Here is a 15,580-nt window from a genome sequence, read left to right as displayed (position 1 = left end):
AATGAATTGTTTGATATGGTTAAATATTGGTTTTGGTATGATTGGATTATGTTAGGAATCCGTCTACTTGTTAGTGTGTCTACCATCCTAGCAACATTAAATTTTCAGGATGGTTTAACATTACCACTTTGGATTATTATTCTTTGGGAAATTATTGCCTTCTCTATTCCATGGGTGGCCTTACTGTTCAATTACAAATATTACTTATTCACAGAAATATTGCTATATGGTGGACTATGTATATATTTAACCTCTTTATTTCCAGAAGCTTACAATATTTTTCTTATATCGGTGTTTCTTATCGCAGCAAATAGTAAGCATTTGTCCTATTATTGGACAGCTCCAACAACAGTTTTTGTAATAACCGGGATTTTCTATGCAGTTGCGCCAAGTAATAGCTATTGGATTATGGTCACCTACTACGGATTCGCTTATGTAATGGGATTCGCTTTCCATTTATTAATCATCAATCATAAACAAAATGAAGTAATTCGTAAACAAAACGCGGTACTTGAGCAATATATGTCTCAGATCGAACGCATCACACTGGCCGAGGAACGAAACAGGCTCTCTAGTGAGCTGCATGATACAGTAGGTCACGCCTATACTTCCATTATTATGGGGATGGAAACGTTGCGAACCGATCTTGCTACCGAAATGGGTGTACAGAGGCTAGATTCCCTGCTTGAAATGGGACGTAAAAGCATCGAGGACGTGAGAGGTTACCTACATCAAATGGATCCTCAGTGTCAATCGCCTTCCTTGATTCAATCTCTACAAAATCTTGGAGCTGAATTTCAGGAGCACGCTCAGGTGGATGTAAGCTTCCGAACATTCGGAGATGAATATCAACTGTCTCGACAAGCGAAGATAGCATTCATTCGTTGTTTACAAGAGTCCCTTACGAATGCGGTACGTCATGGTCAAGGGACTGAAATAATAGTTTCATTGCAGTTTGAACAACAATATACGAGATTAGAAGTGCAAGATAATGGAAAGGGAAATGTAGAATGGCAGGAAGGCTTCGGTATGAATACGATGAAAGAGCGGGCAATGAATTTGCAAGGTCAATTGTCTGTATATACAAAGCCAGAGGAAGGAATGCTTGTTACATGTACCATACCGCGACAAACTGAAATAAAAGATGGACTTATTCGTTTGTTAATTGTCGACGATCAGCCATTTGTTCGGGAAAGTTTGAGTACACTACTCGACAGGTATGAAGATATAAATATAGTCGGTTTGGCTGAAGATGGCGATCAAGCCATCGACTTGTGTGGGCGCCTTCAACCTCACGTTGTACTCATGGATTTAGATATGCAGCAAATGGATGGAGTCGAAGCGACAAAAAAAATTAAGCAACAATGGCCACATATCCGCGTATTGATTTTTACAACGTTTCAGGATACGAAACAGGCGTTAGACTCGCTTCGTAACGGTGCGGATGGTTTTTTACTTAAATCCATTGAAACGTTAGAGCTAGCTAATACGATCCGACTTATTCATGGCGGTGGGACGCTGATTGATCAGGGTATGTCTCACAAAATATTTGAGCAGTTTGATGAGCAAAACGAGACACCACAATCAAAAGCAACTGCTTATGAACTAACAGCCAGAGAGATAGAAATATTGCAACTAGTAGCAAAAGGACTTCGATACAATACGATAGCTTCAAGGCTATATTTATCGAATGGTACGGTCAGAAACTATGCTTCCTCGGCTTACACAAAGTTAGGAGTACGTAACAAGGAAGAAGCTGTCCAGAAGGCTCTAGAAATTGGAATTATCGAATGAGAAAACGGTTTGTTATTTCTTTAGAGCTAGCTAAGCTGTAGTTACAAGATGCAGTAAGAAATAAGACTATAAATCTAATTTTCCATCATTTTTGGTAGGCAATTTTGAATAAGTTTATCCTGTTTTCAAATCTTTAAATAGCCTTACTACATTCAATATGTAGTAAGGCTATTATATTCTATATCAAAATTAAGCATCTTTATTATTACTATATCGAAACTAGTTTCACGTCTTTTCACCAGAAGCCAAACAATACTTCTCATACCTATTAAAGATCTTTATCTGTTTTTATGTTAGAGATTGAAGAGATGAAATAATATCTTTGTTCATTCTTTGGCTTCTTTTTGTAAAGAATAATAAATAAGTAGCAAGTACTCTTTTATGACATAAATCGCTTTATATTCGCTCCATTCTCGTTTCTTCTTTTGGAGGAGTAATTGGCGTATTTGAAACATGGCGGAGGCACAAAGAAGGGTGCTAATTTTATTTCGATCTTCCTTGCACCCAAGTAGCAATATCATTTATTACATACTCAGGGATATTAGCAGGACTATAATATTCATCCGGTTTACTTAATTCTCCATCTCCTTCTGTAAAGAAGTGATTTAACTTTGGATATAGTCGATAATCAACGTTATCTCGTTCTTTTAATTGCTCTTTCCATAGAGGAATTTCGATTTTTGATTGAACTTGATAGTCTCTTTCTCCTTGAATAATTAGAAGCGGTGTCTTTTGTTCTTTTGACATTTCTGCTGCTTTAACTTTACGAATAGAATCCCAAAATACTGCTGATCCTAAATAAAAACCTTTTGGAGGATTCTGACTAGAGAAGTTGGGATCATTTAATAATTCAAATTGCGATTTGTAAAATTTATATTCATCCGGTTTCATTGCTCCAATAGAAAAAAGATACTCAAATTGATCTAAAACAACATCTTGAATCGTACGGGCTGGTCCTCCCATCACAATCGCCCCAGCAATATTTTGATTTTGGTCTTTTTCAATCATTTTCGGAAGCATCATTCCACCTTGACTATGACCAAGAATATAAATTTGATTCTTATCTATCAGAGATTCATTTTTAAGAAAATGAGTCACAAGAAGAGCATCATCTGTTGTCTCTTTATCCACTGTATAAAAAGGACTGGATTGTGTTTTCAATCCATGTTCATAAGTTCGTTTATTATAGCGAAGGACAGCAATTCCTTTCGAGGCAAGACCTTCAGCTAAATCACGAAATGGTTTTAAAGCAAACGCTGTTTCATCCTGATCGGTTGCTCCAGATCCTTGAACAAGAATAACCGAAGGGAAAGGACCCTTCCCCTTCGGAACAGACAATGTTCCTGGTAATGGAAACGCACCACTTCCAACCACTACTTCTTTATCAACAAAGGATTCAGGCTTACTATATGACGGACGCTCTGCAACTGGACTAAACGACATACTAAGTTGAAAATCATCTATTTTTCCAGATGGATCTAGCTTAATTAATAAAGGTACTGTAAATTGTTCAAAAACTAATTTAATCTCTACATTTGTATGAACAGAATTTGTCTCTTTTTGTGTTACCTCTCCAATCTCCTTAAAAGAACCTGCTTGTAATTGCGCAGGGAGTTCCTTCCAATAACTCTTCAGCCATTCTTCGGATATTACTTTCTGTAATGATCGAGAAGTTAAATCAATTGCAGATTTATAGTCTTCTGTATCCATATAACGGATAAATGAAAGGGTAGTAGCTATAACAGGATTTTCACTTTCAGGATTGTCTATTTTTTTTATATTGTTGTTTGTTTCCTTTAATGTCGAAATAAATTGGTGATTGAACGGATTTTTATATGTACCAGGATATAAGCTTGATTTTAATACATCCGTATTCCGTCCCTCATACAAACTTGAATCATTCACAAAATTTTCAGGTGAAATTACTTCCTCCGCATATGAAACTGAAGGAATAGCTATTGTACAAATTGCACTAACAAGTAATAACCTATTCCCTATCCTTCTTTTCGTGCTCATATTTATTGATTCTCCTTTCGAAATTAAATTTTTTTATACAGCTTGCCCTGTACTATAAGAAAAATTAAAATTATCAAAGAGATTAATAGTCTACTTTACAATCCCCCCTAACAAATTAAAAAGCTACTATTAACAAACTTCAATAAAAAATGCCTTCTCCCTCTTTTTTTGACTGGATTTTTGAGTGGCATGGAAGGACCAAGCTGAATCACATGTAGCCGACCAAAGGTATACAGGTAAACCGGCATCCAAATTAAAATTTTTATGATTTATAAAAATAAAAATTCCTACTTTTGAATAATAAACGTAATCATTTGTATTAGAGAAAAGGATAGATAAGGCTAAAATGCCTTTATCTATCCTTTTCTATCACATATAATGTGAAGGTTTTTTGTTTTGGGGTTAATTTGTTTTCTTAGCTTGATAGCGATGGGGTACCACCAAATGTCCATCAAATTAAGAACTTGCTTTACCCCAAAATATTTTTCATAAAAATTGTTTTTTGAACCAGAAAAGTATATTTTCAACTATAAAAACTATGACAAAATTTATCCGTTTTCCTTTTTATCTACTTGCTAAATTCAGCAAACAAAATATTTTTAAAAGGGTCAGGACTATCAGCTTTAAGGCTGTTCAAATTGATGGCCAATGTATGCTTGCCTCCAAGTGTGCCCCCAGCAAAAGTTAAAAATCCAGGAATGCTTCCTCCATGCCCCCATATCGATACACCGTTTGAAAGCTTCATTTTGAAAATTCCAAGCCCGGAATCGCCAAGTTCATCTGTTCCTGTAGGGACTGTTGTAAGCATTTGCTTTAGTTGCTGTTCTTTCAGTAATTTGCCCCCAAGTAAATAAGTGAAGAATTTGTTTAAATCATCAGCTGTAGAAATCATATCTCCGGCCGAGCTCCCCATACTTGGGTTATAATAAGTAACATCTTTTGGCTCACTTGCTCCGTCTAATTGGATATATCCACGGGCATGCTTGGTTCCTGGAATAACGCTTGAATTTCCGGGTAAGAATGTATTCGATAATTCAAGTGGTTCAATAATTCGATTTTCAATTTCTTCCGCATAGCTGTTCCCAGTTACTTTTTCAATAATAATCCCTAGTAATACGTATCCTGTATTTGAATACGACCAGCTCTTTCCTGGAGCAAAATCTGGAGGCATGGATATTCCCATCTTTACTAATTCTTCAGCAGTATAAGATTTTTTTGTATCCATGATATTAAAATCCTTTGACGTTGTGTAATTAGCAATACCACTTGTGTGGTTCAATAATTGCCGGATAGTAATCTGTTTATCATCATATCCATTTCCTTGAATGACACCAGGCAACCATTTTTCAATGGAATCGTCTAGATTCAAGCGGTTTTCTCCCGCTAATTGAAGTATAACTGTTGCAGTGAACGTCTTTGTCACGCTGCCAATTCGAAATCGAAAATCTGTTTTCATTGGTTTCTTGGTACTTAGATCCGCTACCCCAGCTGCATAACTCCATGTTTTTCCGCCCTCAGAAGTTTTAGCAAGTATCCCTGGATATCCAAGTTTCAATGTATCCCGCATTGCCTCTTTGACGGAATTTCGATCTCTTTGGTTGCTTGTTGGTAACGAACTAGATAGATTTTGAGTGAGCTCCGCTTTTACACTTGAGGTTGGAATTGTATAAAACAGGGAACCTCCAGTTATTAAAAGGGCTAAACCTGTAAATGTAATTTGACGATGCTTTTTCATCAAAATATTCCTCTCCCCTATTCATATTGTATAAATGTTTATTTTCTGTTTGGAACTAATCACACAGCTTTCTTCTTAACCAACTGCAAAAGGACGACATTGTATTTGTAATCACTCTTATATCCGTTATTCTACAAACGGCTTTCTGACCTAAAAAATAGTCTATCCTTTGTTTGAGATGTATGTTAACTTTTGTAATGTCTCGTTTCCTCCATACAAGTCTTATTAATTGATTTGTTTCCCTATATAAATATATGGTCTTTCTCCTCTCACTCTTCTTTATATTTTAATCATACACAATGAAAATCTCTTTTTTCTTACCTCTTCCTTACAAATTCCTTACGTTCAAAATCACTTTTATAATTGATTATTTTTTATTTTAATAACATTTAGTTGTATTAATTTGATAGGAATTTGACAGCGCACAAAAGTTTCTTTATTCCAAAAAATAAATTTAAATACATATTACTATTTAATATTCAATATCTTACCTATACATGTTCTAACATTATTCCTTATCATCTATATGTATTATTTTTCATAACAGCTTTCACGCTAAAAATAAGACATTTCATCATGATGACGATTAAGTATTTTTGAATTATGTTAAGTATGAGCATGAAAAATCTTTAACAAAACATCAGTTATTCTATTTCCTAAGAGATGAACATCGTGATGTAGCAATCCTTTCCTTTTTTCTTGGTAGTGGTATTCGTGTAAGTGAATTGGCCGATCTTCGTATGGAAGATATAAACTTAAAAGAAAGGCTAATTGATGTAATACGAAAAGGAAACAAAGAAGACTCTGTATGGATTACCCCAATTGCATTAAATGCCCTTGAAAAGTATATGGAAATTAGAGATAACAAATATGTTCCAGGAAAAGAATTAAAAAATGTGTTTTTATCAAAGTATAAACATACTGCACAGCCTCTTTCCGTTAGGGCTATCCAAGATATAGTAGAAAAATATACTAAGGAATATAGAAAAAAATGTATCCTCATAAATTAAGACACACATTGGCAAATAAATTATATATGGAAGAAAAAAATTCGTTACAAGTGATGCAACAACTTGGGCATACTAGCCAAGATACGGCCTTATTATACACACAGCTTGGAGAAACAACTATTAAAGATAGCTTAGGCAGAATAGGAAAAAATAAATAATAAAAGTTCAGCAATGCAAACTTGCTGAACTTTCATTATTTTCTCTGTTAGAGTAGTGGTTTAAAATGTCATGCATTATTCATTACATATTTAATTTTATTATATAAAAAATACATAGTTAAAATTCTACTTTAATTAGTATATAAAAACGGTCTCTTGTTAGATTAGATAAATGAAAATTTTAGATTCCTACAATTGTTGTTTACGTTAAATGTGAATTTAACGTAAACTCGGGAAAATGGGGATTAACCCCACATCCATCAACTTAAGGATTTAGACTATTCTTGAAGTTAAAAGCACGTTACTATTCTCTTATGTTAATGAGAAAGGGTGACGTGCTTTTTATGAATATTCATCAAAAACAAGAGTTGTCTTTATTTGCTGAAGAGTTATATCGATATATGTCTCCCGCTACACTTAATCAATTAGCTATAGAAGCAGGCGGAATGAAACGAAAACGCAAGTGCCATGGGCACCATTTTTTATCTTTGTGTGTCTGGTTAAATCAACAAATCGCTACTACCTCTCTTACTCAACTTTGTAGTCAATTAGAAACTTCAACAGGAGTTTTATTAAGTCCTGAGGGACTTAATCGGCGATTTAACTCGGCTTCTGTATCCTTCTTTCGAACTGTATTTACTACACTTCTACAAGCGAAAATTGGAGGATTATCTAAGATTTCTCATGCTCTTTCTGCTCACTTTGAGCGTATTCTTATCCTTGACTCTACAACATTTCAAGTGCCGGATCGATTTGCATCTACTTATCCTGGTGCCGGAGGATGTAGTCATAGAGCTGGTGTAAAAATTCAACTAGAGTATGACCTGTTGAGTGGAGAATTTTCTGATGTGAAAATTGAACCAGGGAAACGAAGTGATCAAGCGTATGGTGCGACTCGAACAGATATGGCACAAAAGAATGAACTATATATTCGTGATCTAGGATATTTTCGTTTACAAGACTTTAAGTCTATTCAAGATAGGCAAGGATACTATTTATCACGTCTTAAGTTACCAACTAAGATATATAGAAAAGAGTTCGAAACAGTCGTATTTAAAACAAAACCCGCTCAACTGAGGCCGGTATATATACAAATTCATTTGGAAGAAATCATGAACCAGTTACAACCTGGCCAAGTGTATGAATTACATGATGTATATGTAGGGAGCAAAGACAAATTACCTACTCGCATTGTGGTTTATAAATGTACGGAGGAGCAAAAACAAAAACGCCTACGTGATCGAGCTATTCGTGAAAAGAAAAAAGGAATTACATATACAGAGCGTACGAAACTTCTACAAGGAATTACGGTATATATGACAAACATTCCTACGGAATGGGTACCAAAAGAGAAAATCTATGATTTATACTCACTACGTTGGCAAATAGAACTGTTATTTAAGATATGGAAATCCTGGTTTCAAATTCATCGTTGTAAATCTATTAAACAAGAGCGATTAGAATGTCATCTTTATGGACAACTCATTAGCATCCTATTATGTTCTTCTACAATGTTTAAAATGAGAGAACTCCTGTTGCGTAAGAAACAGAAAGAGCTAAGTGAATATAAAGCGATGTACATAATTAAAGATTATTTTTCACTTTTTCACCAAGCATTACACAAAAACACCCAAGAGCTATCAAAGGTTCTCCTTCGTCTGTTTAACCTCCTACAGCACAACGGACGAAAATCTCATCGATACGAGAAAAAGACAGTCTTTGATATTTTGGGTGTTGTGTATGAGTATACCACTTCTACTCATCAGATAGCATAGTAAAAAAATTGAAGCCCATCAGGGTTTATTTGATATGCCTACTTTTATAAAATCTATAAAAGATAATAAAAAACTATATGGAAAGACCGTATTGTGTATAAAAATATACCTTAAGTTGATGGATGTGGGGATTAACCCCTTCCCCCATCTGTTGTAGAAAGACATGAAACTCCAAACTATTTAAACAAGAAAGTTTAAACTAAAATTTTTTAGATTTACAGAAATAAACTCATCAAAAGTCAGCTCTTTTTTCATTTTTTTGGTGTTCACTCTTTTAAGTTGATAGCGATGTGGTGATACCCGTTTAGAACGATATCTTTGCCCTAAAAAAAATCGAACCATAAATTTGCCGGCAAGCTTATGGTTCGATTTAAATTATTTACTTTTAGTAACTACTCAGCCCCTCTATGAAAAAAGCCAGAAAAGCATCTTTTTAAATGGGCGAGAGGGACTGGCCATGCATAGAGGCAGTCAGTGCCTATTCCTGCCACGCGCAAGCTTTAAAACAAAGAAAGGCAGCGAGGTGTAGGTCCATTTTTATCTTCATCGCTGGAATTATACTCCTTACCAAACTTCTAAATAAAATGTATAGCTGAGTAGTTACCTTATTTTTCAAAAGAACATTCTGACTATTTCTTTTTCACTTCTTCTACAAATTCCCATGTCTCTCCGTTATCTTTTGATTGATAAAGTGCACTACTATCGCCATTGTAGTCTCCATCTGCCCCTTGTCCAACTAACATATTAAAAACCCCATCTTTCTCATATGGCATACTAGGAGAATCAAAAGGACTTATTGCGGACTGTGTATAATCTAATTTCACTTCATGCGGCGGATATTCTACCTTTTTAAAAGATACCCCCCCATCATCTGTGCGATATAACTCTCCCTCATTACCAGAAGGTCTAACTGCTCCTAAAAAACCAAGTTTATCATTTATAAAAGTGATTCCTGATACACTACCAATCCCCCTATTAAATGGGTCTGGATTAATAACCTCCCATGTTTCCCCTTCATCACTAGTCCTGCTTAATGAATAAAAGGCGCTCCCTAATGCTTTATCTGTCATATTTAGTTTATAACCAACTTCTTTCGATAGGAAAAACTGTTCTTTTTCATTCTTTAAATCTTGTTGTTCCTTCTCTTTAAGCCTATCTTCTTTTGGAGGCGTCTTTGATTTACTCCAACTTGCGTCACTTATTAAATTATATCTAGCAGGGACTAGCTCTTTCTCTTTTCCAGGGACAAATATAGATACAGTATATCCAATGATATCAGAAGCTGCTTCTTTAAGACTCTGCCCCTTACCATCCTTAGTAATATTAATAATTCCCTCTGTATTGGATCCCCAATTTCTTTTTCCATAATAAATCAACCCATACTTACTTTCATTCCATTTTTTGACCGTTTGCTTAACTGGAATCGCCTTAACCGTTTTAATTAAAGGTTCTACTAATTTATCATCATTATAATCAGGCTTTGCGTATCCGTCTCGTATTATAGTAATATCTTCTGATTTCTTCTCATTATAAGAGATTAAATAAGTTTCTTCTTTCCCATCAACATTTTTCCCATAAACAAATGTATCAAACGCTGTAATTGTTCCATCTGAATGAAATGTAAGATCAAAATCAGTTGCCATATACAATTTCTTTGGCAAAGGATATTTTTTATTTATATCTTCAAAAATACCTTCTACTCCAGATTTATATATATTATTATGTTTAAGTTTAACTGACCTTTCATGTTTTAACTTTTCTACAAACCATGCCAATTTGCCATTGTAATTTATTGCACTTTTATAAATCTGCATCCCATAAAATGATGTAATTGCAACAATAATGATAATAGAAATGGATCTCCATGCTATTGAATTAGTTAATTTTTTAGTTTCATATTCTCTATTTTTTATTACCCGGATTGTAGTAAATGTAGTCATGGATATAAAAAGTACTATACATAATAACAAAATATAAATATTATAATTCATCCTTCCGTACTTACAGTATAAGGCTAACTCATAACAAAAAATCCCGTATACAATTATTAGTATTGGATTTGTTACTAATGACAGAAGTATCCTTTTTGCATTTTCCTTAAATATAGAAATCACTCCTAATTACATGAATTACTGATATTAAGTATACTTTATTGTAAAGTAACAAAAAAGCTATTTAATCTTGCCGCCAAAAATACAATAGACATCCGTCTATGTAAATGGCAGATGTCTATTAAAGCCGTTTAAAAATTTAGTTGTTTCATAGACAATGGACTTTTGAGTGAATACTAAAGTTGCTTCATTTGAGAGCTAAATATTGAAAATGAACCCTCATATATTAATTCATTCCCCTCAATGATATTTATCTTTCAGATTTTGTTGATGCTTTGTATAAAAAAGATTCTAAAAAGGTAATTATAATTGAATTAGAGAAAACACGCGAAGGTTGGGAAATTAGTAAATCATAGATAAAAACGTCCTATATTTTAATAGGACGTTTTTTCTTCTATAAATAATATAGTTGAGATGTATTGTACTCATAACTATAAATGTTTTTTAATTATGGACATTATACAAGTCGACCAATTCTCCAATATCTAAAAAGGACGGTTTAACTACTTACTTACTTACTTACTTATATCTATCTATAATTCATTAAACCTACTTCTCCTCATACCATGGGTTTAAATGAATTAGTACTTCATATATTTCTGGGTTCTGATTTATAATAGTAGTTTTTATATCCCTACAAATATCATGTCCTTGCTGGATGCTTAAATGTGCCGGAACACTAATTCTAATATCAATTAATACATAGTGACCATGATCACGTGCGCGCATTCTATCAATTCTTTTTACAAAAGGACGGGCCTGAATTACTCTCTTATATTCACTACATTTCTCGGTAGGAATACCACCTTCCATTAATATATATATTGCTTCTTTCCCCATACTAATCGCTAACTTTAATACGAAAAAAGAAACAATAATACCGGCTAAAGGATCCCCATAAGCTGCATATGGAATGGAATAGATATTGTTTATCAAAGCAATACCAATTCCAATTACAGCTGCAATTGAGGCATAAACATCAGCAAGATGATCATAAGCAGTTGCTATAAGCCCGTTGCTTCTTGTTTTTCGACCAATTCGTATTGTGTATACATATAAAATTTGCTTCCATATTAATGAAATAATCGCTGCTATAAAAGCAATTATATGGGGTTCTGTCGCTGGTTCAAATAATGACTTTATCGATTCATAAGCCATAAATAAAGCCGCTAAAATTAAAATCACAGCTACAATTCCTGATGATATAACTTCTGCTTTACCATGTCCATAAGGATGATCTTCATCAGCTGGCTGGTTTGAAATTTTCATTGATCCCAATGAGGCTACGGATGCTACAACATCGGCAGCATTATGAATCCCATCGGCTAATAATACCTGACTTTTGAAAAGTAAACCGACTATAATTTTGATGAGAGTCAGAAATATATTGCTAATTACACTAATCCATGCTGCCAATAAGGACGTTTTTTGGTTAGCATTCATAGTTATCCCCACCTTAACTTTACTCTTGTTTCAAAATATTATTGTTTAATTCAATTGTTTAGTTATAAGTCTATATCTCATCATTTTAATTTCTTTCATACATTACCAAATAATAAGTATGTGGGTCTATACAAACATTTTCTCCTATCAGTAAAGGTTAAAAGCATAACTTACTTTGTTCTTTTATCCTTATTTGTTATGAAGTGTAAAAAAGAGTGACACAAAATGCCATATGCCTTTTATTATTCCTTTTACGTTTAGTATTGGAGTTACTTTAACATCCTTAAAATAGTAATTATGATTGAATAAAAAGACGAGAGTTGGAAATTAGGAAATCATAGAAAAAACGATTTATAAGATGTACTATTGAACCTAAAATAATTAAAGATAAATAAGATATACTACACGATGACGCATGTTGTTTAACAATGTAGTTTTAAGGTGTATTATCCCTTTGCTTGATACACCTATTGTTTATGTTTTTTATCACCCTTTTATCATTACAAACATCAAAGCGACTAATGTGTTGCTTTGATGTTTGATGAAATGTCTTCAGGTATGATTTCTAATTCACTCTGCACATTAATCTTTACTCATCTGATCACAACAATTATTTTTACAGGTTGTCCATTTCACATAGCTGTAGCAAATACTATAAGATTAAAAGCATATAATTGAATATGAGTGTAAGCTGTATACATTATTTATCCTTCTTTTAACTTCTTGGAGATTTTCCATATGATTGAGTATCTCTATACGCTTTTCTTTAATGAATGTTAAATGATAAAACTTTCAATTTTATTACACTCTTTGTATGTTAGTTTTTAAACTTTAATTAAACCTTCATTTATTTAAGAATTTATAAATCAGTTGAAATATTTGCATCAAATTCATCTGATTTTTTAGTATCTATTTTTTCCCCATCTATTGTCACCCTTATTTCTTGTTTTTGGTTTGCTGTTACTATCCAAGCATTCGGTAAATAACGATCTTCATGGGATAATGTAGAAGGTGAATTTATAACCTTTCCTCCTAAATATAGCGTAGCAGAAGAACCTCCATCCATAGCCATTGCATTTATTGCTCCTTTTTCATATAGAATATCTTGACACTCTTTTAACGTAGCTCCTATGCTATGTGTCTGCCTACCGTCAATCACTAGAAACATTATTGTGCCATCTTCTTTTTGCGCCATAATACTTCGGGGAGCAGAGCCCCAACCACCGTCTCCTTCTGTAATCATTTTTTCTCCATTAACAATTAACTGTGGCATAAATCCTGCTGCTGAAACGACTTGTTTATCCAAAAGTTGTTGGGTAGAATAATTCCCTGTTATCATTTGTCCAAACTTTGTTAAGCCCGTAATAATTGTAGGGGTATTTTTATCTATATTTGTATCAATTGCTTTCCCGTTTTCTATTACTATTCCAGTTGCAATATTTCCTCCACCCCTTCCTGTTTCATCGGCAAATCCACTTGCATTCACAGCAACAAGTGCATGATTACGTTTTGCCATTACGCTAATTTTTTCTCCTCTTTTATCGCCCTGTGTTCCTTGATGGCTAACAAGTTTAACATTGAAAGGGTTACTAATAGTGACTAATTTTCCTTCGAAAAGAAAGCGACTATCTTTGTTACTTTTAATCGTTTCTACGTCAATTTTTAATGGCTGATTTTTTAATTCTTCTAATCTTTTTCCTGCTATTTTTTTATAAATATTCTCATCACTATTTAACCATTTTGGATGATTAATTCTATCTTGTAATTTATCTAGTTCCTTTTGGGATAGGAATGTATATTTCGCATATTGTGGATGCTGAGAAGTTAGTATACTCCCAGCAATTGTTACACGAAAATCTCGGCCATAGTTAGTACCAAATAATATTCCTATGCCAATAAGCATGAAAATAGAAAGAAGGAGCAAAATTCGTTTGAAGATTTTTCTTAGATGTTTCATAGTTTTATCCTCCGGCATTAATTACATTCAATGAATCCTTTAAAATATTATTTACCTAAAGACAAAAGTGTTTGTTCTCCTTATTCCCGAGTTCCCCACTATGTCTTAGCAAGCAAGGCAAAATACTTATTCTACATTTCGTATTTATTTCAGTGTATATTTACAAATTTAATAACGTTTTTGCAACCAAGAAATATATTACTAATCCTGTTCCGTCAACAAATGTTGTAATAAATGGACCAGAAACGACTGCAGGATCTAATTTAAATTTTCTCAAAATTAAAGGTAAAACAGCTGCGACAAGCGAAGCCCAAATAACAATAAATAATAAAGTGATTGCTACAACTTGTGCAACTTCTGTTCCAACCCCTAACATATAAGCACGAATGAGCCCAGCTACCCCAAGTGCAAGTCCGAGAAGCATACCAATTGCAAATTCCTTTTTCATTACACGGAAAATGTCTTTAAATTTCACCTCTCCAATACCGATTGCACGAGTAATTGTTGCTACAACCTGTGTTCCTGTATTCCCTCCAGTACCTACTAATAATGGAACAAAGAAAGCAAGGGCAACTACTGTTTCAATTTCGTCTTCAAAATACTTTAGTACTGTACCTGTATATGCCTCAGCAACAAAAAGAAGCAATAACCATGGTAGGCGTTTAAAGAAAATGCTCCAAATACTAGATTCAAAGTAAGATTGATTTAATGGTTCACTTCCACCTAACTTTTGGATATCTTCTGTAGCCTCTGCTTCCATAACATTCATTACGTCATCAAATGTTATAATACCAATCATTTCATTATTTGCTGTTGTTACGGGTATTGCTGCTAAATTATAATTCAGTAGCTTTTTTACAACTTCTTGCTGATCAACCTCAGCGGGTACTGAAATCACCTCTCGAATCATGATATTAGATAATATCTCTTCATCTGCTGCTAGTAATAATTCATGTATGGAAACGATTCCCTTAAGATAACCATGACTATCAAGAACATAAATATAAGAAATTGATTCTACATTTTCAGAATGTTCCCTAATGTACTTCAATGTCATTTTTACTGACCAATTCCCTCTAACTGCAACATAATCACTTGTGACAAGACTTCCTGCCGTTTCAGGTTTGAAAGCCATTAACTTTTTTACATTATGTTTTGTAATTTTATTTAGATACGCCATTAATTGAGCTTGTTTTTCCGGATGAACCGCTAGAAGTAGATCTACTGTTTCATCAATCGGTTGTAAATTTAGTAATTTTTTAGCTTTGTTTTCAGATAAGTGAATTAAGATATTATATTTTTCTTCTATACTCAAATGTTGAAGAATTTTTGAGCTTTTTAATACAGGAATCTTATCTAGTAATATGACTTGATCTTCAATTGAAAACCGTTTTATTTCTTGCGCAACATCATACGACGGATGACGTAAAACTTTATCTGCATCCAAATCATTTTGGGTTACAAGTAATTCATTTAATAATTTCTTCATGTTAACTCCTCCTCATATTGCTAAGGGAGACTCTAGAGTTTCATGAGTGGTTTTGTATTATTTTACCTGTCTAAATTTTGATTAGAGCATTA

The 15,580-nt window shown here is 33.6% G+C and carries 8 protein-coding genes and 3 pseudogenes; 4 read left to right on the top strand and 7 right to left on the bottom strand.

Features of this window, described 5'->3' with window-relative positions; genetic code table 11:
* Positions 1–6: 6 nt before the first annotated feature.
* Positions 7–1,794, top strand: coding sequence for a helix-turn-helix transcriptional regulator (locus tag MHH42_RS09330; RefSeq protein WP_052943492.1), 1,788 nt, complete (start codon positions 7–9; stop codon positions 1,792–1,794).
* A 329-nt stretch (positions 1,795–2,123) separates the two neighbouring features.
* On the opposite strand, the pseudogene MHH42_RS09325 reads toward MHH42_RS09330, so the two are convergent.
* The 3 genes and pseudogenes from MHH42_RS09325 to MHH42_RS09315 all read right to left on the bottom strand — a co-directional run.
* Positions 2,124–2,276 (bottom strand): annotated as a pseudogene (locus tag MHH42_RS09325) (IS4 family transposase); the annotation flags it as partial.
* Position 2,277: 1 nt separating this feature from the next.
* A complete protein-coding gene (locus MHH42_RS09320) occupies positions 2,278–3,810 on the bottom strand; it encodes an alpha/beta hydrolase (RefSeq protein WP_141554670.1) in 1,533 nt (510 codons plus the stop codon).
* A gap of 568 nt (positions 3,811–4,378) precedes the next feature.
* Entirely contained in the window at positions 4,379–5,545 is a 1,167-nt protein-coding gene (locus tag MHH42_RS09315; RefSeq protein WP_000716622.1) for a serine hydrolase domain-containing protein, read from the bottom strand.
* A 557-nt stretch (positions 5,546–6,102) separates the two neighbouring features.
* Between MHH42_RS09315 and MHH42_RS09310 the strand changes: the two are divergent.
* Both MHH42_RS09310 and MHH42_RS09305 read left to right on the top strand, forming a co-directional pair.
* Positions 6,103–6,713, top strand: a pseudogene (locus MHH42_RS09310) (tyrosine-type recombinase/integrase); the annotation flags it as partial.
* A 344-nt stretch (positions 6,714–7,057) separates the two neighbouring features.
* A complete protein-coding gene (locus tag MHH42_RS09305; RefSeq protein ID WP_139138377.1) occupies positions 7,058–8,488 on the top strand; it encodes an IS4 family transposase in 1,431 nt (476 codons plus the stop codon).
* A gap of 629 nt (positions 8,489–9,117) precedes the next feature.
* Here MHH42_RS09305 and MHH42_RS09300 read toward each other — a convergent pair.
* Positions 9,118–10,602 (bottom strand): WD40/YVTN/BNR-like repeat-containing protein, encoded by a 1,485-nt coding sequence (locus tag MHH42_RS09300; RefSeq protein ID WP_098129643.1) that lies wholly within the window; start codon positions 10,600–10,602, stop codon positions 9,118–9,120.
* A 263-nt stretch (positions 10,603–10,865) separates the two neighbouring features.
* Between MHH42_RS09300 and MHH42_RS32405 the strand changes: the two are divergent.
* Positions 10,866–10,955 (top strand): annotated as a pseudogene (locus MHH42_RS32405) (DUF4878 domain-containing protein); the annotation flags it as partial.
* 193 nt (positions 10,956–11,148) lie between these two features.
* On the opposite strand, the gene MHH42_RS09295 reads toward MHH42_RS32405, so the two are convergent.
* The 3 genes from MHH42_RS09295 to mgtE form a co-directional block, all read right to left on the bottom strand.
* Positions 11,149–12,042 carry a cation diffusion facilitator family transporter gene (locus tag MHH42_RS09295; RefSeq protein WP_098059240.1) on the bottom strand — a complete coding sequence of 298 codons (894 nt, stop codon included), beginning with the start codon at positions 12,040–12,042 and terminating at the stop codon, positions 11,149–11,151.
* Positions 12,043–12,901: 859 nt separating this feature from the next.
* Positions 12,902–13,999: a phosphodiester glycosidase family protein gene (locus tag MHH42_RS09290; RefSeq protein WP_000681828.1), complete on the bottom strand. Its 1,098-nt coding sequence runs from the start codon at positions 13,997–13,999 to the stop codon at positions 12,902–12,904.
* Positions 14,000–14,159: 160 nt separating this feature from the next.
* Entirely contained in the window at positions 14,160–15,488 is a 1,329-nt protein-coding gene (gene mgtE / locus MHH42_RS09285) for a magnesium transporter (RefSeq protein ID WP_000735192.1), read from the bottom strand.
* Positions 15,489–15,580 lie beyond the last annotated feature (92 nt).

Source organism: Bacillus sp. FSL L8-0099 (genome assembly GCF_038006385.1).
In the GTDB taxonomy this organism is placed as follows: domain Bacteria; phylum Bacillota; class Bacilli; order Bacillales; family Bacillaceae_G; genus Bacillus_A; species Bacillus_A toyonensis.
The sequence above is the reverse complement of the archived record's forward strand: the minus strand, read 5'-3'. Positions and strand labels throughout refer to the sequence as shown.

Bases quoted from the DNA above. Each gene is read 5' to 3' on its own strand.
- MHH42_RS09315 (WP_000716622.1), bottom strand. From the start codon at position 5,545: ATGAAAAAGCATCGTCAAATTACATTTACAGGTTTAGCCCTTTTAATA.
- MHH42_RS09290 (WP_000681828.1), bottom strand. From the start codon at position 13,999: ATGAAACATCTAAGAAAAATCTTCAAACGAATTTTGCTCCTTCTTTCT.
- MHH42_RS09305 (WP_139138377.1), top strand. From the start codon at position 7,058: ATGAATATTCATCAAAAACAAGAGTTGTCTTTATTTGCTGAAGAGTTA.
- MHH42_RS09320 (WP_141554670.1), bottom strand. From the start codon at position 3,810: ATGAGCACGAAAAGAAGGATAGGGAATAGGTTATTACTTGTTAGTGCA.
- MHH42_RS09295 (WP_098059240.1), bottom strand. From the start codon at position 12,042: ATGAATGCTAACCAAAAAACGTCCTTATTGGCAGCATGGATTAGTGTA.
- mgtE (WP_000735192.1), bottom strand. From the start codon at position 15,488: ATGAAGAAATTATTAAATGAATTACTTGTAACCCAAAATGATTTGGAT.